At 46.1% G+C, this 18,028-nt stretch carries 17 protein-coding genes and 3 pseudogenes; 11 read left to right on the forward strand and 9 right to left on the reverse strand.

Annotated elements, in window-relative coordinates:
• Nucleotides 1-32 precede the first annotated feature (32 nt).
• Entirely contained in the window at nucleotides 33-1,400 is a 1,368-nt protein-coding gene (locus FH976_RS10635) for an endonuclease/exonuclease/phosphatase family protein (RefSeq protein ID WP_194090830.1), read from the reverse strand.
• A gap of 442 nt (nucleotides 1,401-1,842) precedes the next feature.
• On the opposite strand from FH976_RS10635, the gene FH976_RS10640 reads away from it, so the two are divergent.
• From FH976_RS10640 to FH976_RS10650, 3 genes and pseudogenes are all read left to right on the forward strand, one after another.
• Nucleotides 1,843-2,085, forward strand: coding sequence for an SWIM zinc finger family protein (locus FH976_RS10640; RefSeq protein ID WP_407701642.1), 243 nt, complete (start codon nucleotides 1,843-1,845; stop codon nucleotides 2,083-2,085).
• Nucleotides 2,081-2,269 (forward strand): annotated as a pseudogene (locus FH976_RS10645) (SWIM zinc finger family protein); the annotation flags it as partial. The gene FH976_RS10640 and the pseudogene FH976_RS10645, both read left to right, overlap by 5 nt.
• 113 nt (nucleotides 2,270-2,382) lie before the next feature.
• Nucleotides 2,383-3,057: a Crp/Fnr family transcriptional regulator gene (locus FH976_RS10650; protein WP_194090833.1), complete on the forward strand. Its 675-nt coding sequence runs from the start codon at nucleotides 2,383-2,385 to the stop codon at nucleotides 3,055-3,057.
• Nucleotides 3,058-3,268: 211 nt separating this feature from the next.
• Here the strand turns inward: FH976_RS10650 and tsgA are convergent, their stop codons facing one another.
• The 8 genes and pseudogenes from tsgA to FH976_RS15915 form a co-directional block, all read right to left on the reverse strand.
• A complete protein-coding gene (tsgA, locus tag FH976_RS10655; protein WP_194090846.1) occupies nucleotides 3,269-4,441 on the reverse strand; it encodes an MFS transporter TsgA in 1,173 nt (390 codons plus the stop codon).
• Nucleotides 4,442-4,537: 96 nt separating this feature from the next.
• On the reverse strand, nucleotides 4,538-5,245 hold the full coding sequence (gene deoD, locus FH976_RS10660; protein ID WP_194090834.1) for a purine-nucleoside phosphorylase: 708 nt from the start codon (nucleotides 5,243-5,245) through the stop codon (nucleotides 4,538-4,540).
• A 251-nt stretch (nucleotides 5,246-5,496) separates the two neighbouring features.
• Nucleotides 5,497-5,799 carry a type II toxin-antitoxin system RelE/ParE family toxin gene (locus FH976_RS10665; RefSeq protein WP_194090835.1) on the reverse strand — a complete coding sequence of 101 codons (303 nt, stop codon included), beginning with the start codon at nucleotides 5,797-5,799 and terminating at the stop codon, nucleotides 5,497-5,499.
• Nucleotides 5,787-6,044, reverse strand: a complete 258-nt coding sequence (locus FH976_RS10670) for a type II toxin-antitoxin system Phd/YefM family antitoxin (RefSeq protein WP_194090837.1) — start codon at nucleotides 6,042-6,044, stop codon at nucleotides 5,787-5,789. The genes FH976_RS10665 and FH976_RS10670 overlap by 13 nt, the downstream gene beginning before the upstream one ends.
• 70 nt (nucleotides 6,045-6,114) lie before the next feature.
• The gene (locus FH976_RS10675) at nucleotides 6,115-7,962 is read right to left on the reverse strand and encodes a M3 family metallopeptidase (RefSeq protein WP_194090838.1); all 1,848 of its coding nucleotides are present in this window, start codon (nucleotides 7,960-7,962) and stop codon (nucleotides 6,115-6,117) included.
• 385 nt (nucleotides 7,963-8,347) lie between these two features.
• On the reverse strand, nucleotides 8,348-9,193 hold the full coding sequence (locus FH976_RS10680) for an HNH endonuclease signature motif containing protein (protein WP_194090840.1): 846 nt from the start codon (nucleotides 9,191-9,193) through the stop codon (nucleotides 8,348-8,350).
• Nucleotides 9,186-10,646 (reverse strand): AAA family ATPase, encoded by a 1,461-nt coding sequence (locus FH976_RS10685; RefSeq protein ID WP_194090841.1) that lies wholly within the window; start codon nucleotides 10,644-10,646, stop codon nucleotides 9,186-9,188. Before FH976_RS10685 ends, FH976_RS10680 begins: the two co-directional genes overlap by 8 nt.
• A 21-nt stretch (nucleotides 10,647-10,667) precedes the next feature.
• Nucleotides 10,668-10,784: pseudogene (locus tag FH976_RS15915) on the reverse strand (recombinase family protein); the annotation flags it as partial.
• Between the two features lie 467 nt (nucleotides 10,785-11,251).
• Between FH976_RS15915 and FH976_RS10690 the strand changes: the two are divergent.
• The 8 genes and pseudogenes from FH976_RS10690 to FH976_RS10725 form a co-directional block, all read left to right on the forward strand.
• Nucleotides 11,252-11,845, forward strand: a complete 594-nt coding sequence (locus tag FH976_RS10690) for a tyrosine-type recombinase/integrase (RefSeq protein WP_102138713.1) — start codon at nucleotides 11,252-11,254, stop codon at nucleotides 11,843-11,845.
• 21 nt (nucleotides 11,846-11,866) lie between these two features.
• Nucleotides 11,867-12,262, forward strand: a complete 396-nt coding sequence (locus FH976_RS10695) for a DUF6088 family protein (protein ID WP_089110956.1) — start codon at nucleotides 11,867-11,869, stop codon at nucleotides 12,260-12,262.
• 105 nt (nucleotides 12,263-12,367) lie between these two features.
• Entirely contained in the window at nucleotides 12,368-12,976 is a 609-nt protein-coding gene (locus tag FH976_RS10700) for a TetR/AcrR family transcriptional regulator (protein ID WP_194090843.1), read from the forward strand.
• Nucleotides 12,973-14,124, forward strand: a complete 1,152-nt coding sequence (locus FH976_RS10705; RefSeq protein WP_102138714.1) for an efflux RND transporter periplasmic adaptor subunit — start codon at nucleotides 12,973-12,975, stop codon at nucleotides 14,122-14,124. The genes FH976_RS10700 and FH976_RS10705 overlap by 4 nt, the downstream gene beginning before the upstream one ends.
• Nucleotides 14,121-15,326: an ABC transporter permease gene (locus FH976_RS10710; RefSeq protein WP_194090845.1), complete on the forward strand. Its 1,206-nt coding sequence runs from the start codon at nucleotides 14,121-14,123 to the stop codon at nucleotides 15,324-15,326. Before FH976_RS10705 ends, FH976_RS10710 begins: the two co-directional genes overlap by 4 nt.
• Before the next feature lies 1 nt (nucleotide 15,327).
• Nucleotides 15,328-16,038, forward strand: coding sequence for an ABC transporter ATP-binding protein (locus tag FH976_RS10715; protein ID WP_014611607.1), 711 nt, complete (start codon nucleotides 15,328-15,330; stop codon nucleotides 16,036-16,038).
• 28 nt (nucleotides 16,039-16,066) lie between these two features.
• Nucleotides 16,067-16,231, forward strand: a complete 165-nt coding sequence (locus FH976_RS15920; RefSeq protein WP_226981121.1) for a hypothetical protein — start codon at nucleotides 16,067-16,069, stop codon at nucleotides 16,229-16,231.
• Nucleotides 16,232-16,459: 228 nt separating this feature from the next.
• Nucleotides 16,460-18,028 (forward strand): annotated as a pseudogene (locus FH976_RS10725) (type I restriction enzyme subunit R domain-containing protein); the annotation flags it as partial.

Raw genomic sequence — 18,028 nt, forward strand, 5'->3', positions numbered from 1 at the left:
CTTTTCTTATCCCCCCAACAACTTGGGGTGCCCTATAATTTCACTTCAACCCATATTAGGCGATGGTCGGAAGAGACATCTTTACCGTCCCCATAACGGCCCAAACGCGAGTCATTCATTAAACGATAGCCCACCTGATCAGACGCTGGCCAATAAACACCTGAATCAATAACCGTTAAGTTAGCCGAAGGCAGAGCATAATCAACGCCTAAGCCAAAAGTGGACGTGATTCGCTGTGGATGAGGATGAGTTGATGATCGCTGCGCAGCAAATTCAGCGGCACCAAGGCTACTTGGGTAAAGCGTCCCTTGAGTCACCTTTTGATTGAGTAGCGGATCAGCATGCAGCGCTTGCATTATTTCACTGAGCCCATCACCGGCGACCGGGTCGAGATTTAAATCGCCCATGATGACAAACCTTTCATTGTTAGCTAATCCGCCAGTCTTACCAGCATCATCGTAAAAATAAGGCTGATTTTGTATGTAATGGTGCCAAAACTGAACTTCTGCAGCGTTTTGTTGCTGATTTTTACCAGGGTCAAAGACCGGGGGCGTCGGGTGAGACATCAGTAAATGGATCACTTGATCCCCATCGGCAGTTGGAATCACAATCGGCGCATCCACATGGTTTTTAGACGATAAACGTACCTGTTGCCATTCTGCATCACTATACCAAGCATCACCACACACCATGCCTTGAGGAATTTTTTGTGAGCCATCACAGATGGTGATCTTGGGGTTTTCTGCTCCAGCCATATCTTTCCATTTAAAGTGCTGGAAGGTGCGTGCTTGGCTCGCATCAATTGGGTACTTAGACAGTAAAGCAAACGCGTATTGACCGTGATAAAAACCAAATCCCCAAGCATCGCCCGGTAACTGACCCTTTTGGCCATTATTATCCAAATCAAATTCACTCAATAGCCCAGTATTGGTGGCGTAGGCTTTAGCAAACGGATAATCAATCGGCTCTAAATCTGGCTCGCCTCCTGCGCCTTGTCGGCTTTGCGCGACAGACAAATAATTTTTTTGAAAGCCGATCAACGCCGAAGTATCTTCACCAGTACCATCATTATTGAATTCCGCCATCATCAATACATCAGGGCGATTATGTTGAATAACCGCCGCGACATTGCGGATCTGGATAACATTTTGCGCTAATGTTTTGTCTTTTTGTTCAATCTTGCCCGCTAAGTAAGCTTCAACCAAAGCTTGCTGCTGCGCAGGTTCGACCTGCATTTCAGTCACCAGTTGTGCAAAGGTGTTACGGTCAAAAGAGAGATTATAGGTAGCAATTTTAAGCGTTTTTTCAGGTGTTGCCATGATATCGATATCCTGATTACAGCCCACGAGCAGTGCGCTACTGAGCAGCAAAGCGGTCGGAGCAAGTCGCATTTTTTTCATTATTCACACCATAGAGTAACTGTCCATTCAAAACAAAACCGATTTAAACGATACAGACAGATAAGACACATTGATTCGTTATCTGAATAGTAAGGATATGCTTACTTGTTGTAAGTGATAAAAATCACACCCAAGGTGTAATAGGTTTCTTGTTTGTGTATTTTTGTGTGACTGGTGCCAAACTCTGGGTGATGTACTACTTAGGGCAGATCATTGTATTCGAAGGTGTAGCGAGTTGATCCACCGTTTTATTCATTATCACGATGTTTGACTTGAAGCTCCAATCCAAAATAGGCAAAGTGCGTGAAACCTCTAGCAACGTCTTGATCAGACAAGGCCGACGATAGCGAAAACGGATCTGCTTATGCCTAATAATTCCTCTTCTTTCTTTGATTTTACTGCTCTGTTTGCCCTGTGCGAACCGAGCTCATTACAAAAAGGCATGCAGCTCGCGAACAGTGGAGCGGTGCGTAAATTGACCGTTAATGGTCATACCGCCAATGCCGAAGTAAAAGGTTCTCAGCTTTATCGTGTGCAACTCAATGGTGATCAAACATTATCAAGCTACTGCACTTGCCCAGCCGCTGAATACCAAGAGATGTGTAAACATGGTGCTGCCGTTGCGTATTGCTTACTTAGCGATTCGCCCATTGATCAAGATTCGTGTTGCTCACGTGTGTATTGACCGCACCAGTAACCAAGGTTATCAAGAGGCAATTCACTATTTACAACGCGTCGAGCGCTTATTGGCTAAACACCCAGCCGCACTCGCTGATTTTTATCTCGCGATAACATCACTGGCGGAAACCTACAAATGTAAGCGTAATATGCACAGCTTATTGAAAAAGCATTATCCGAAGCAGGTTTAAGCTGTGGGTTTTCTATCCCCAAATTCCAAATTAATGAAGGATGCTCGTTCAAGTAGCTCTTTGTTTTTTGTGATAGCATGTTGTAAGCCGTTGCTCTGTTTTTAGGAAAATCAATGCAGCTACACACATTAGGCAAAGGACGTTTTGAAGCAGAATGGAATCGAGATAAACATCTCATAGAACAAACGATTCGAGATTGTATTTGTGCACGTCGCATTTTTTCAGAAAATGAAAAGATATTGACTCAGGGTGAACCAGTAGAAAACCTGTATTTGGTTGATTCAGGAAGAATTTCTATGGGGATAACAGCAAGAAATGGTAAAATCTTTCTACTTGGTACACTTGAATGCGATCAGCAAGTATTTGGTGAGATGGAGTTCTTTACTGGCTATCGATGCCAGATGGATATTGTTCCAGTGGAGCCTGTTGAAGTCGCGATCGTCGATGCTCAAAAACTGCAACGTTGCTTACTTGAACAGCCTCGACTTTCCCTCTATTTTGCTAGCGCTATTGCGATTGATTACCAAGATACTGTTGAAATTTTATCACGCCGCCTACTGTATCCTATTACCTTTAACCTTGCGTATGACATCTACCACCAGTACTTGAATGATTTACCCGTTGATGGGTTTCAAAAAAACTATTTGGAAGCCGAGCGTTTTGCAACGTCAGATCGAGTATATCGGCGCGCGGTAAAAAATTTAGAAACCCAAGGTCTAATTGCTAAAGAAAAGCACGGATTACGTATTCTTGATTTAGAGAAATTGCGCCAATTTGTTGAAGAATAACCATTTATACCCAAATAACTTGCAGTTGCAGGTTGGTGGCAGGTTGGTGGCAAGTGGGGGGCATCTTCATGAGCATAGACAGACTGTATGATAGGGGAATAAACGTAGCCAACACTGCTGCAGCTTCAAGTAAGAAGGGGGTAGTTATCGTTATCTTTTCAAAAAAGACAAAAGCCTGCATTGTACAGGCTTTTGTTTGATTCGACGTTGCTTAAGTCGATTGAATCTGTTTTTGTGCGGCTGTTGTAAACTTCGTTGAAGTTAATAGCATCACAACAATCACACCATAGATAACAGGGATAGCATACATCACCGTTTGCAGGCCGACGACACTTTCCATTAACGAACTGATTGCAGGGCTAAACATCGCACCGGCACTACCGCTGATTAATATATAAGAAACGTTCTTGCTGGTCGCATTACGTACAAATGATACACCGTAAGCAATAAATGCATTGTAAAGTGCTGCGCAGGCGAATCCGTATCCATAGGTTAGATAAGATAACCATTCTAGTTTATTGGTCGTTACGATAACAAAAGTAATGAGCATGGCCACAGAGATGATCGTCAGCAAGAACGTTTGAATTTTCATGCGTGAAACAATGATGGTAGAAACCAGTGCACCGATAAGTGCGGCCGACCAATATTGGGTGATAATATTACCTGCTTGTTCGAACGGAATATCGAATTTCTCTTTTACGAACATCGGAGCCCATGTTAGGAACGTGTATAGCGCCAGCATGCCAAGGAACAAACCTACCCCACCGCTAATGATGCCAAAATTCCATTCTGATTTCGCTTCTTGTTCAGTACCACTTTCGCTATCGCATTGATTAAAGTTTGTTAGCAGTGCGACAAACATGGTGGCCAGTGCGACCATACCTACACTGAGGTAACTAATACTCCAGCTCATTGCGTTGGTTAATGCATAAGTAGTGAGCAAGGGAAAAACTACACCGGCAATATTAAAGGTTGCGTCTTGAACAACCAACATGGTGCTTTGGATTTTATCCTTCCACACCGAAACAACGATAGTTCCCGCAATACATAGACCAACCCCTCCGCAAAAGCCTATCAGTGTCATGCATAGCATGACGATAAATAGCGATGGTGCGAGATATAAACAGAGGGCTGATACTGCAATAGTACCGTAACATAGAACGGTAATACGTTTGATGCCGATTCTTTCAATTAGCAAAAAAGCTGCAATAGTACCAGCGAGTGCACCCCCATTTAATAACGAGAAAATGGAGGCGACTTCATTAACGTTTGCGCCAAATGTATTAGCAATCGGCTCGACCAGCATGCCAAATTGGGTAGCAAAGCCAGCCATAATAAAGTTAGCGAGAAAACTGATAGCGGTGAGTGTTATTTTATTATTCATCATTCACTCCAAGGGCTTGTAGGATAAATATTATTAGAATAGGTGAAGGCCAAATAAGCTGGCCCTCTTAATAAGGTTTTCAATACGGTACAAAGGTTAAGATTGGATAGCCGTTTCTAGTGCGATTTCAATCATGTTATTAAATGAGAGTTGGCGCTCTTCTGCGGTCGTTTCCTCACCGGTAATACAGTGATCAGATACGGTCAGTATAGCCAGAGACTCAATACCAAACTGGTGTGCTAAGCCATATAAGCCTGCCACCTCCATATCGATACCTAATACCCCAAAACGTTCGAGGGCAGGAATTAATTCGGCATCGGGATCGTAGTAAAGATCGCCAGTAAACACGTTACCTACTTTGACATGAATACCTTTTTCTTTCGCGGATAGATAAGCATTGTGTAGTAGTTCAAACGTCGCCGATGTTGCCATGTGATAACCATTACAGCGCTTTGAATTAGTGGGTGAATCGGTGCCAGCCGCTTGAGCAAGGATAACGTCGCGCATTTGCACATCTTTTTGGGTTGCACCCACACTGCCTATTCGAATAATCCGTTTAACACCGAAGTCGTTAATCAGCTCATGGCCGTAAAGCACCATCGACGGGATCCCCATACCATGTCCCATCACTGAAATACGCTGCCCTTTATAACAACCGGTGTAGCCCAACATATTACGGATATCAGTAACCAGCTTGGCATCGTCTAAGTAAGTTTCTGCAATGTATTTTGCGCGTAGTGGATCACCAGGCATGATAACGGTGGAAGCAAAATCATCTGCAGAACCTGCGATATGTGCAGTCATAGTGTTCTCCTCTTTTATTCTGATGGCATCATCATAATGAGGAAGAGTGCGAAATATTCAGGACAAAAGTCCGGTTTTAAAGTCTAGCACCACAAAATTTAAACGTTGTTTAAGCGTGTCTTATCCACACAGAAAGTTAAGGATGCGGGGCTTCCCCCGCATTCTAACGTCCGCTTAAGGGGTAGCCAACGCATAGTAAAAATGCCACGCGTTGGCTGTCCCTCTTGAAGCGTTTGCTGTTTTTACCAAACCTACGGTTTCGTTAGCATTAACCGACGCAAATCTCGCTCCGCACGCATAACAAAAAGAATACGAACCTTTTCATCATCATACTTGTAGAAAACACGACACGGATTTACAACGACTTCACGATAATTGAGGTGTTCTAGTTCTGGTGGGACGCGTCCAGACTCTGGAAAACCGGCCAAACGTTCAACTTTTGTAAAAACGGTTTGCACCAGTTGTTTAGCAGCCACGACATTTTCAAGTGCGATGTATTCAGCAATATCATTCAGATCGGATAGAGCTGGCTCCGTCCAAATTATTTCAACCATTTTGACATTCTGTCCTTAGCATCTTGATGGCTGACCACTTTGCCATCCGCTAGAGCTCGTTCGCCACGAGCAATGCCTTCGAGGAGCGCTAAACGATTTTGCATAAATTCATAATCATCTACATCAATAAGGTAAGCCGACGGCTTTCCGTGCTCAGTTATCAATACTGGCTCTTTCGTATCATGAAGATCGGCAAGGATTTTAGTGGCCTGACGTTTTAGTGACGTCACGAGTTCTACTTTCATTTGAGCTGCTCCAAAGAAACACTAAAGTGATACTATTCTATCACTCTGAGCATAGCAAGTTTTCAAACGGCTAACAGCCGTAAGTCTGCATAATGTAATCTTCAAACTGCTGGCACATCTGCTCATCAGACACCGCATTAGACGCAATCACTTGCTCCCCATCGACGATGGTGATTTTCGCATTCAGTGGCGCAGGGCTGCTCGGTTGACGGCTCTGCATCGCCGCGATTTTTTGCAGCTCTTGTTGCCAAGCTTGCTCGGCAGAAAGGTTACAGACATCGGCCAGATATTTAGCATTAAAGCCTTCACCAGTGAGGCTTTGGATCGATTCAGAATGTGAGACTTGATTCCCCTTATGCCAATAATGCTTGGCGAGCAGTGGGCCAATCTGTGAGTTATCTGTTAGGTAGCCAAACTTTTCCATAAAGTAAGCCCGCGTTTGGTACACCGCCATATGAGCCAATAAGTAACCTTGGTAAGCGCAGGCTGATTCATCGGATAATAGGTGCGGAATCGCCAACAGTGGGCGAGGGCTCGACTCAAGGCCAAGAATACGCTGCTCGGTTTCACGGGCTAAAGCCGTCACCTGTTCAGCGGTTAACTGCTCATCGCTCAATTGATACAGGGCGCGTTCAAAATAAGGCACCAGCAGAATGCTTCGTTCTTGATACGCTTTGAATGGCTGACGGTTATTCACCATCGCTTGAATGACACTATCAGGAACCGGGTTGCCCTTGTTATCCAAGGCATAGCGTTTTAGCCAATCGGCGTCGTTGAGTAGGCTATCACAAAACATCGATTGAGTTTCAGCGTAGGCCATAGAGGTCGGCGCAAACTCTTGTGAGAAGCAAGGGGCATTGAGTTTCACATTGGCGAAATGCGCCGCATGGCCACCTTCATGAAACAGGGTATTGATACCATCATAGCCACTGCCGATTTGGTCAGGTTTGGCATTGGAGGTAAAGTTGACTTTAGCCGCAACCCATTGTCCTTGATGGTAAAAAGATGGGATCGGGCCGTGACAAAAACCATTGGGGTATTTTCCTTTGCGATCCAGCAAATCTAAAGTCAGCTCAGCCTCTGAATAGTTGATATGTAAGCGGCCAAACGATTCTACCCAACGGCGTAAGGATTGCGAAAACGGCACATAAGGGTCGAGATCACGCATCACATCGCCAGCAAACGAGAAAACAAAATTATGCCCTTTGAGGCATTCTTCCCCTTGCTCGGCAACGAGTGTGCTTAAGCTCTCTTGATGGCGTTTACGGGTACGCTGCTCGAAATCATCCAAAATGGTAAACAGGGCTTCGCTGCTCATTTTTTCGGTCTTTTGCACCGAATAGTCAAAGTAATTGGCATAACCCATGGCGCGCGCAAAGGCGTTACGTTTTTGTACTAATGACAAAAAGCCTTGTTCAAGCAACCATTGCTCGAGTGCTAGCAGCGATTGATGAGCTGATTGACGCACTGACTCAAGGTTATTGGCACGAATGGTTGAGCTAAGCACCGGTAAACTGGCTTCAATCGCCTCACCGTGTTCGTTTGTGTAAGTCAGCACATGTTGCTGCTTTTTGGTGAATAGCTCAGCTTCGAACTCGATCAGCTCGTTTTTCAGTTGCTGAGCTTGGCGAGATTCTATCGCATGGGCTTGGAACATGGCTAACCAGCCATTCAGCCCTTGCAGGGTTTGCTCTCGTTGCTCGCTATCGCTGATATTTTCTGCCGCGGCGATCTGTTGGCGGATTTCTTCTATTCTTGACCCTTGTGAGAGAAAGTGAGTCCACTCGGTTTGGGCTTTGGTTGCCCCCGCTTGGTCATCGCTAATGCCCATGTAGGTTTGCCAAAAGTAATCTTCTTTGCGGCGGTGAATGGCCAAGTAGTCTTGGTTGAGTTGGTTAAGGTAAGCACTGGCAGTCATTTTTATCCTTAAAAATGGTTGAGTTAATCGAAGATTATCTCACGCCCAGCACAAACGAGCGATGCAAAACCAGCTATGGTTTTATGGCCACCGCGTAAAGGTAAATGTACTGGGTATTTACAGGGGGATGGGGGAGCAAACACGTTTTTGCCCCATTCCTACTTAGAGCTGATGCTCTTCATTAGACATTTAATCTCATATCGACCAATGTTTTTCTAATCTAATTCGCTCCAGTAATTAAAGTATTGGCAGTACAACTGGGTTAACTAGGTGTTCAAAACTTCTGGTGCGGATAAATGTACGTTGTTTAGATATGTGACACTACAACTATTGTATAATAAAGGAAACCAATTAGCCTCCTTTATTGAAAAATTACCGAGTATATTTAAGAGTAATAATGGTTACAAAACCAATCTGACTCTGATAAACCAAGATACAAGGCATACTCTATATTGATGGGCCAATATTTTTTTAATCTTGATGGGGATATATACTCTTCGTTCATCAAAACTTTAATGTAATCTTTTAAATTGTCGGCACCACTATCCGTGAATATTTCTTGAAAATCATCATCATGTTCATCGAATGCAGTAGAAATATGGCTTTCGAAAACGTCCTCTAGATCATATGCCTTCAAGTGATTATAAACCATGTTTTTTTCAATAGAGGCTAATGAGTTGTCGAAGTCGAGACTGAATTTCAGTGGCTTCTCTTCATGGATAACAACTTTTAACCAGTTTTTCTTAAAAGTAATAGGATTAAAGTATGGGTGTGGTAGGTTTTCTATCTTTTTTTTAGGCTCTACATCATTTTTCTTTCTATTACAGTCTCCGCAAGTTGGAACCAAATTCCAAGGTAAGACATAAAAGTTAGGAAAAATTGATGATGGTAGGAAATGATCTAATGTAGAACGGTTGGTAGCATAGTTTTTTTGACACCCGACACAAACCAAACTTTGATTAAATATAAAAGCTCGTACACCACTTCCTTTTAAGTGAGATTCATATAATAAACTTAGTACTTTTTCTTCATTTCCATTTAACGTTGACATCTGACTCTTAATAAGATGTAAGTTTTTGGTCGTAGCTAATTTTTGATATAGGATAGCATCGTTCAATAAGTTTCCATTAATTCGACTTATAGTTGCTTTTTTCTTACGTGAAACACCACTTTTATTAGCATAATATTGGGTGATTTTATCTGGTTCTAGTGAGTGGATTTTTTTAAACATCTTCACTCCCGTAAATAGCGTTCCATGCAACTTTTTTTGCTTCAGAGCCAAGTTGGTCATTCAATGATATGTTTTCTTTAGTAATACTACTGTTATCAACTAATTCACGAACGGTTTTGTGAAACCCCACATTCTGATAACCAAAGGCTGTTCTGGTTAGTTTTGACACATTCTGACCATATGTAACAACATCAGGTTTATCTAATGCAAGCTCATTATCAAACCGTCTTAATACGAAAACATTCTCAGAAAGTGTTTCTTGTAAAATAATTGGGGAATGAGTTGCAAATATAAGTAGCCCGTTATATTCATCGCATACTTCTTGTATTGACTGTAAAAATGCACCTAATAATGGAGGGTGTAGATGTGTTTCAGGCTCGTCAAATAAAGTTACAACGCCTTGATGAAGCATGTCCATTAATAGCACTAGTGTATGAAGAACAATACGATGCCCTGAACTTAACTTTTTATACATCGAAACAATTTTAGGTATTTCTCCAATATTTTCGAAAAAGAACTCAATATGCTCACCCAAATAGCCAACATTTTTCAGTGGCTCTAGTACCTTTTTAATGTATTCAATCTTCTTGCTATTAATGAGGCTTTCCAATGAACATTCAAACTCTTTACTTAATACTTCAGGTCCCTTAAAACCTCCATTTCCATCATGTAAGCCAAGGTAGTCAAACCTTGATCTAGTCTTAAAATCCAAGTTGCTGTTATCAAAAGCAGAAAAACTAACGAATAAAACTCTTTCAATATAATCTATATCAATTCCTTTATTAGTACCTTTTAATTCATTTTCGCTAATTATTTTACATTCAAAATCTTTTTCAATGATACACTTCGCAAGACTTTTAAGAAATGTGGTCTTTCCTACACCATTGTTTCCTATTAATGCATGGATGTTTGAGTTTTTGTAAGGAAGCTTGTGATCAACAATAAATTTAGTAGTGGATTCCTTTGGGATTATTAATTGATAGTCAAGCTTTCTATCATCTCCTTTAAAAATACCTTTGAAACTAATTGCATCCATTTTTGTAACATCTCTAAAAAGAGAGTATCTAAGAACTTCTAGAGACTGGTTCTCAGTCCAAATGTCTCTATCAAAAGAAATATCACGTAGAAATAATAAAAATTTAGTGCCTATATCATTAGGGATATCCCTCAATGATTGGTAAAAAGACTGGTCCTGGCCTAGTGAGAAATAGTCTTCTGTTATTTCATTAATTAATCCACAGCCTAAAGGTCTCTCTTGAGCTTTTAAGTTTTTCCTTGCTATTTTTGTTCTGCCAATGTCGTGAAATTCTTTTTTATTATCAATATAATAAGCTTGGTAGGTTGTCGTGTATGAGTAATCATCCCATAGGTTGTTTTTTAGAAAAAATGATTCTGGGTATATTGATGACTTTGATGGGAATTGATCCCCAACGATTATTTTTACTTCGTCCATTTTTATTTTCCAGTAACTATGTTATTTATTCCAATGACGCTTGACTGTTGCAATTCCCAACCCTAAAGATTCAGCAGTTTTCGGTTGAGATAGGCTCTCTGACTTTTTATCTTGAACAGATTTCGTTGTTTTGTACGCTTGATCTGAACCATTAAACTGGACATTCAATTAAGAGAAAAATCTACAAATCTAGGAGTTAAATACCTAATTTTTAACAATAAAGCAATACCTTCAATCACAAAACGTACTAAAGCAACGAACTGAAAACATGTTGTAGGTGAAACCAACCCTTGAGGGCATGAAAGTGTAGTGGATTAATGAATTTGATCTGCTGTTTGTAGGCGAATCGCGTGTTTTGAGATAGAAAAAGCTATCTTAATGAAAAGGCTCTCTATCTCGTCGTAACTCAGAAATGTCCAGAGGTGTGCCAGCGCCGATCACGGCAAACACACCTTTGCCCCTTTATTGGTTAGATCAAATACTCCAACTAATAAATCAACACCCATCGTTGATAAATACACAACTGCATACCCATGCAATCTCACACTTCCACTCTCCAACTAAAATTAATAAGGCCACTTCTAAAGTTAGATTGGAGGTCAATTATGTGGACAAAGAAAAGTCATTTAACAGGGCAGAAAAAGCCATTTAAGCTAGAAGATATCTGGCGTATTCGAACTCGACTAGAAATTGAGGGCAACATCAAAGAGCTGGCGTTACTGAATATCGCCATCGATTGTAAATTACGGTCATGTGATCTGTTGAGAATGAAAGTTCGAGATATTTCTTCAGGTGGTGTCATTCAGAACAGAGTTCTTTACCAACAAAGTAAAACGGAACGTGAGGTTCAATTCGAAATAACTTCGCGTACTGCGCAATCATTAACACAATGGTTGATGCAAAGTGGTTTATCTGCGTCTGATTATATCTTCCCTAGCCCTCGTAAGGAGGGTAAGCCTATGAGCTATAGCTGCTATTCAACCATCATTCACCGCTGGGCGTCTCAACTCGGTTATGATCCTTATCTATATGGAACTCATTCAATGCGAAGAACTAAGGCGACTTTAATCTATGCTCGAACAAAAAACATTCGTGCCGTTCAGTTACTGCTTGGACACGCTAAGTTAGACAATACAATTCGTTATCTGGGCGTCGAAATGGAAGATGCGCTTAATATATCTGAGGATATCGAAATTTAACATAGGTGACTAGTTCAAAAGATAAAGCGTTCCAGACGCTATGTTTTTGAGCGGAAAGACTTTGATGGTTTTGCTAGCTACGATCAAATTGGTCGAGCGCTTAGGTATTTGGTCAAACAAGGTGAGCTAATAAAGCTTGGCTATGGCTTGTATACCAAGGCAAGGATTAACAGCTTAACAGGCAGACCCATGCCTACTAACCCAGGGGGAAGCGATGCCCTGATGCGTGAGATATTAAAGATGAAAGGGGTCGATTTTGAGATGGACAACCTATCTCTGCAAAGCCTCTCAGGTGAAAGCACTCAAATACCATCATCCGTTCATTATTCATGGAATCCTAAGCAGTTTAATCGCAAGCTGGTAGTCGGCAATCGAGTACTGGGGACGTCTCAGAAAACGGAAAATAAAGCACGTTAAGCCCATTGCAGACTCTAGATATTGACGAGTACGTCGGGTTTTCTCTTGTTTGAGTTGCCTCTTGTGGTAAGATAGTAATCAATTACTATCTTACAAGGAGTGCTCGTGGACACCAATCCAAAGCATCTGCCGGCCGATGAACGTCGTGCCGTAACTGTCGAGTCCGTCGTGGCGCTTGCCGGTTCACAAAACCCAAGCGAGATAACCACTGCGGCTATCGCTAAACACATGAACTTGACCCAGGGTGCGCTGTTTCGGCACTTCTCGAACAAGGAAGCCATTTGGCAGGCGGTCATGGAGTGGGTAGCAGAGCGCCTATTAGCCAGAATCGATCGATCCGCACAAGGAATCGAGTCGCCCTTGGCAGCCATGGAGGCGATGTTCATGAGTCACATCGAATTCGTAGCTGAGCACCCAGGCGTGCCAAGAATGATGTTTGGTGAGCTTCAGCGTGCCGAATCGACACCGGCCAAGCGCATGGTGCAAACCTTGATTCAGCGCTACGGCGAACGTTTGCATCGTCTCATCGAGAAAGGCAAGGCCAGCGGCGAGTTGTCTCCCTCGCTTGACAACGAGGCGGCGGCAACGCTGTTCATTGGCACGATCCAGGGCTTGGTCATGCAATCGCTGTTGGCGGGTGATGTGGGACGTATGCACCGCGATGCGCCGCGCGTCTTTGCAATTTATCGGCGTGGCATAAGGAGTGCGCAATGAAAAAGTTACCCTTGCAAGGCCGCACCCTGGCACTGCTTGCCGTCATCATTCCTTTGCTGGTGCTTTTTATTTATGTCGGTCTGCGATCAGGGCCGCTCGCCCCGGTCGCTGTGACGGTGGCAAGCGTGGAATCACGGGCTATCACACCGGCGCTGTTCGGCATCGGCACGGTGGAGGCGCGCTACACCTACAAGATCGGGCCGACGTTTGCCGGGCGCGTCAAACGCCTGGAGGTGCATGTAGGCGACCAGGTCAAGGCCGGACAGGTGCTCGGCGAGATGGAGCCGGTCGACCTTGATGATCGGGTGCGCTCACAGGAGTCTGTATTCAAGCGGGCGGAAGCGGCTTTGCGCGAGGCAGAAGCCCGGCAAGCCTACGCGCAAACCCAGGCGCGCCGCTATGAGCAATTGTTTGCGGTGCGCTCGACCAGCGAGGAAATCGTCACCACCAAGCGGCAGGAACTGCAGATCGCCGATGCCGCCCTATCCGCCGCTCGGGAAGATATTGCCCGGGCACGCTCCGACCACGAAGCACTCGTCGCGCAGCGGAGCAATCTGCGCCTGATCGCACCGGTCGACGGTGTAGTCGCCGTGCGCGATGCCAATCCCGGCACGACCATCGTCGCGGGCCAGGCCGTGGTGGAAGTGATCGACCCCAAGAGTTTGTGGATCAATGTGCGCTTCGACCAGATCAGCGCATCGGGGCTGGCTGGGGGGCTGCCGGCTCATATCGTCCTGCGTTCGCGTGGTGGCCAGACCTTGAAAGGTCGCGTGCTGCGGGTGGAACCCAAGGCCGACGCGGTAACCGAGGAAACGCTTGCCAAGGTGACATTCGATAACAAACCAGAACCTTTGCCACCAGTGGGTGAACTGGCCGAAGTCACGGTTGACTTGCCGGCGCTCCCGGCCGCTCCACTGATCCCCAACGCTGCCGTCCAGCGTGAAGGCGATAAAGTTGGTGTCTGGCAAATCGTGGATGGTGATCTGCATTTCTCCCCGGTCAAGCTCGGCACTTCCGACCTCAATGGTTACGTGCAGGTGCGCGAAGGGCTCAAGAATGGGGACCAGGTTGTGACCTATAGCGAAAAGGCACTGACGGCGCGCAGCCGCATCCATGTGGTCGAGCATATCCCGGGAGTTTCACGATGATCAGCCTGGCCGGCCGCGACATTCTCCATGCCTGGGGGAAATTCGTCTTCACCGGCATCGGTCTGGGTCTGCTGATCGGCGTCACCCTAGTCATGGCTGGGGTGTACCGAGGCATGGTGGACGACGGCAAGGCGTTGCTCGACAACAGTGGCGCTGACCTTTGGGTGGTGCAAAAGGATACTCTGGGTCCTTATGCGGAGTCGTCCAGCCTCAACGATGACGTGTATCGCGCCATTCTCGCCATGCCGGGAGTCTCACAGGCAGCGAACGCGACCTACCTGACCATGCAGGTACGCAAGGGCGAGAGTGATGTACGCACCATGGTGGTCGGCATCGCGCCCGGTGCGTTGGGGGCTACACCCGGATGGCCTCCTTATCTCGTCGCTGGACGCCAGATCACGCGCGGTCACTACGAGGCTGTGGCCGACATCGCCACCGGCTTCAAACTGGGAGATCGTCTTGCCATTCGCCGCAATCATTACACCGTCGTGGGGCTGACACGGCGCATGGTGTCGTCCAGCGGCGACCCGATGGTATTCATTCCGCTCAAAGATGCCCAGGAGGCCCAGTTCCTCAAGGACAACGATGCCATCTGGCAAAGCCGGCGTCGCACCGAAGCCAACCCGGTCTTCAATCGACCCGGTGATCCAGGTTTGCTGGATGCCGTGATTGCTTCACAGAGCAGCAACGCGTTCGTCAATACCGTGCTGGTCACTCTGAAACCTGGTCATGCGCCGGACGAGGTTGCCGAATCCATCCAGCGCTGGAAGCGTTTGACGGTCTACACCCGGGCACAGATGGAAGACATCCTCGTCGGCAAGCTGATCGCCACCTCGGCCAAGCAGATCGGCATGTTCCTTGTGATTCTGGCCATCGTTAGCGCGGCCATCGTTGCCTTCATCATCTATTCGCTGACGATGGACAAAATCCGTGAGATCGCGGTGTTGAAGCTCATCGGCACACGCAACCGAACCATCGCCGCGATGATCATGCAGCAGGCGCTCGCCCTGGGCATGATTGGCTTCGTGGTCGGCAAGATCACAGCCACCTTTTCAGCACCGGCTTTTCCAAAATATGTCCTGCTCACGCCAATGGATTCTGTCGCCGGTTTTTTTGCTGTGCTCGTGATCTGCGTTCTAGCTAGCCTCGTCGCCATTAGCATGGCACTCAAGGTCGATCCGGCCGAAGCCATTGGAGGTTGAGATGAGTGGCAAAGGGATACACATCGAAAGTTTAAGCAAGCGGTATGGCGATGGTGACACCGCTGTCTTTGCCTTGAGAGACGTGAATATGCATGTTGCGCCTGGTGAAGTGGTGGGACTGATCGGCCCTTCCGGGTCCGGCAAGAGCACGCTGCTCAAGTGTCTGGGTGCGGTGATCGAACCGACCGCCGGTCGCATGACGCTGGGCGATGAAGTGATCTACGCCGATGGCTGGAAAGTCCGCGACCTGCGCGCCTTACGGCGTGACAAGATCGGTTTCGTTTTCCAGGCGCCGTACCTGATTCCGTTTCTCGATGTCACCGACAACGTGGCGCTGCTGCCGATGCTTGCAGGCGTCGCGAATGGAGAGTCGCGCGCGAAGGCACTGGAATTGCTCACAGCGCTTGATGTGCAACACCGAGCTCGCGCAATGCCCTCGCAACTCTCCGGTGGCGAGCAGCAACGGGTCGCCATCGCGCGCGGACTGGTCAATCGTCCGCCGGTGATCCTGGCCGATGAACCTACTGCGCCGCTGGATTCCGAGCGCGCCATGGCTGTAATCCGCATCCTCAACGACATGGCCCGGAAGTTAGAGACCGCCATCATCGTCGTCACCCATGACGAAAAGATCATCCCCACATTCAAGCGCATCTACCACATCCGCGACGGCGTGACCCATGAGGAAGCTGGCGAAGGGCGGGAGTTCGAATGAGAGAACGATTGAATTACAGGAGAATTTCATGACCCACCGCAAACACAGCCACGCATTTGGAACTATCACCCTGACCGTTACGGCCTGCCTGCTTTTATGGGGTTTTCAGTTGCCAGCTTGGGCTGGTGACGCTACCCAGGTTGAGCCACTGGCGCTACGCAAGATCATGCAGGAACTCGGGCGCAACATGTAGGCTATTACCGGTGCGATTTCGCAGGAGGAATGGGTTCAGGTCGTTCAGCTCGCCCCAAAAGTTGCTGCACACCCCGAGCCACCGCTTACTGAAAAAATGCGCATCCTTGCTTACCTCGGCGCTGATGCGACCAAGTTCAGAAACTTTGACGCGCAGACTCACGAGGCGGCGCTGGCCATGAAGCTGGCTGCTGCGAGCAGCGACGGCAAAGCGGTGATCCAATCATTTGGCGGTGCACTGTCTGAAAAAGATCGTAAAACAGCCATGGTAACCACAGGCTGCCGCTTAGCGGAGCAAATCGGCAAAGGCAACGAGCGCATCATCTTCTCCATCATCAACAAGTTTGGCACCGCGATTGAACTGCCAGAGTGTTATAACGACAGCCCTGACATGATTGTCCTAGTTGATGAAGGCCACCGCAGCCAAAACGGTGAAAACAACATTCGAATGCAACAGGCGCTGCCAAAAGCCGCTTACATTGGCTTTACGGGGACACCACTGCTGCAAGATGACAAGACCGAAAACAAATTCGGTAAAATCATTCACTCGTACACCATGCAACAGGCGGTGGAAGATAAAACCGTTACCCCCTTACTATATGAAGAGCGTGTTCCCGAGTTAAGCACCAACGACAAAGCGCTTGATGCTTGGTTCGACCGCATCACCGATAAGCTGACCGAAAAACAACGTACCGATTTGAAGAAGAAGTTCGCTCAGAAAGGTCAAATCTATCAAACCGAGGGTCGTATTGAACTTATCGCTCATGATATTTCTGACCATTTCCAAAACTTCAAACGCCAAGGTTTAAAGGGTCAGCTTGCTTGTGACTCAAAAGCGTCTGCCATCCAATACAAAAAGCTTCTTGACCAAATTGGCAAGGTGACTTCGGTTGTCGCTATGTCACCGCCAGACACCCGTGAAGGACACGATACGGTCGATGGTGAAAGCAAAGACATGGTGCAAAATTGGTGGAAGGATAATGTCGGCAACGAAGATGAAAAAGCCTACACCAAACGCATCATTGAAGAGTTCGCCAAAGACGATGGCCCTGATTTGATGATCGTGGTGGATAAGCTTCTAACAGGCTTTGATGAGCCGAAAAACACGGTGCTGTACATCGATAAGCCGCTGAAACAACATAACCTTATCCAAGCCATCGCTCGTGTGAACCGCCTGCATCAGAAGAAAGAGTTTGGTTACCTCATCGATTACCGTGGCATCTTAAAAGAGCTCGATGCGACCATTGCGGACTACCAGGACTTGGCCGAGCGCACCCAAGGTGGTTTTGATATCGATGACCTTAAAGGCTTGTACAGCCGCATGGTACTGAATATAAGAAGCTGCCAGGTCTTTATAGTGAGCTGTGGGCATTTTTTATTGATGTAAAAAACACACAAGATCCGCAAGCAATGGCACGGGTATTTGCGCCGAACATAGAATACGTAGATGGTCAGCCCACCGATTTAAACCTAAAGAAACGCCAAGATTTTTATAGCACGCTCACTGCGTTTGCTAATTGCTTAAAAGTCGCCCTGCAATCAGCCACCTACTTTGAAGACAAGAGCTTTGATGATAAACGTCAGATTTATAAAGACACGCTAAAAAGCATGACATCACTGCGTAAAGTTGTCCGTGAGCAAGCAGAAGAGACCATTGATTACGACGAGTACGCTGAGAGCATTCGCACTATGTTAGACAAGCACATCGGCGGCGTTGAGATCCAAGAGTCTAAAGGCGCTTATCTGGTTGGCAATATGGGTAAGGATATAAAACCAGAAGAGCTAAGTGACGATGAGG

It is taken from the genome of Vibrio hibernica (assembly GCF_015223435.1).
In the GTDB taxonomy this organism is placed as follows: domain Bacteria; phylum Pseudomonadota; class Gammaproteobacteria; order Enterobacterales; family Vibrionaceae; genus Vibrio; species Vibrio hibernica.

Bases quoted from the DNA above. Each gene is read 5' to 3' on its own strand.
- FH976_RS10635 (WP_194090830.1), bottom strand. From the start codon at position 1,400: ATGAAAAAAATGCGACTTGCTCCGACCGCTTTGCTGCTCAGTAGCGCA.
- FH976_RS10640 (WP_407701642.1), top strand. From the start codon at position 1,843: ATGCAGCTCGCGAACAGTGGAGCGGTGCGTAAATTGACCGTTAATGGT.
- FH976_RS10650 (WP_194090833.1), top strand. From the start codon at position 2,383: ATGCAGCTACACACATTAGGCAAAGGACGTTTTGAAGCAGAATGGAAT.
- tsgA (WP_194090846.1), bottom strand. From the start codon at position 4,441: ATGAATAATAAAATAACACTCACCGCTATCAGTTTTCTCGCTAACTTT.
- deoD (WP_194090834.1), bottom strand. From the start codon at position 5,245: ATGACTGCACATATCGCAGGTTCTGCAGATGATTTTGCTTCCACCGTT.
- FH976_RS10665 (WP_194090835.1), bottom strand. From the start codon at position 5,799: ATGGTTGAAATAATTTGGACGGAGCCAGCTCTATCCGATCTGAATGAT.
- FH976_RS10670 (WP_194090837.1), bottom strand. From the start codon at position 6,044: ATGAAAGTAGAACTCGTGACGTCACTAAAACGTCAGGCCACTAAAATC.
- FH976_RS10675 (WP_194090838.1), bottom strand. From the start codon at position 7,962: ATGACTGCCAGTGCTTACCTTAACCAACTCAACCAAGACTACTTGGCC.
- FH976_RS10680 (WP_194090840.1), bottom strand. From the start codon at position 9,193: ATGTTTAAAAAAATCCACTCACTAGAACCAGATAAAATCACCCAATAT.
- FH976_RS10685 (WP_194090841.1), bottom strand. From the start codon at position 10,646: ATGGACGAAGTAAAAATAATCGTTGGGGATCAATTCCCATCAAAGTCA.
- FH976_RS10690 (WP_102138713.1), top strand. From the start codon at position 11,252: ATGTGGACAAAGAAAAGTCATTTAACAGGGCAGAAAAAGCCATTTAAG.
- FH976_RS10705 (WP_102138714.1), top strand. From the start codon at position 12,973: ATGAAAAAGTTACCCTTGCAAGGCCGCACCCTGGCACTGCTTGCCGTC.
- FH976_RS10710 (WP_194090845.1), top strand. From the start codon at position 14,121: ATGATCAGCCTGGCCGGCCGCGACATTCTCCATGCCTGGGGGAAATTC.
- FH976_RS10715 (WP_014611607.1), top strand. From the start codon at position 15,328: ATGAGTGGCAAAGGGATACACATCGAAAGTTTAAGCAAGCGGTATGGC.
- FH976_RS15920 (WP_226981121.1), top strand. From the start codon at position 16,067: ATGACCCACCGCAAACACAGCCACGCATTTGGAACTATCACCCTGACC.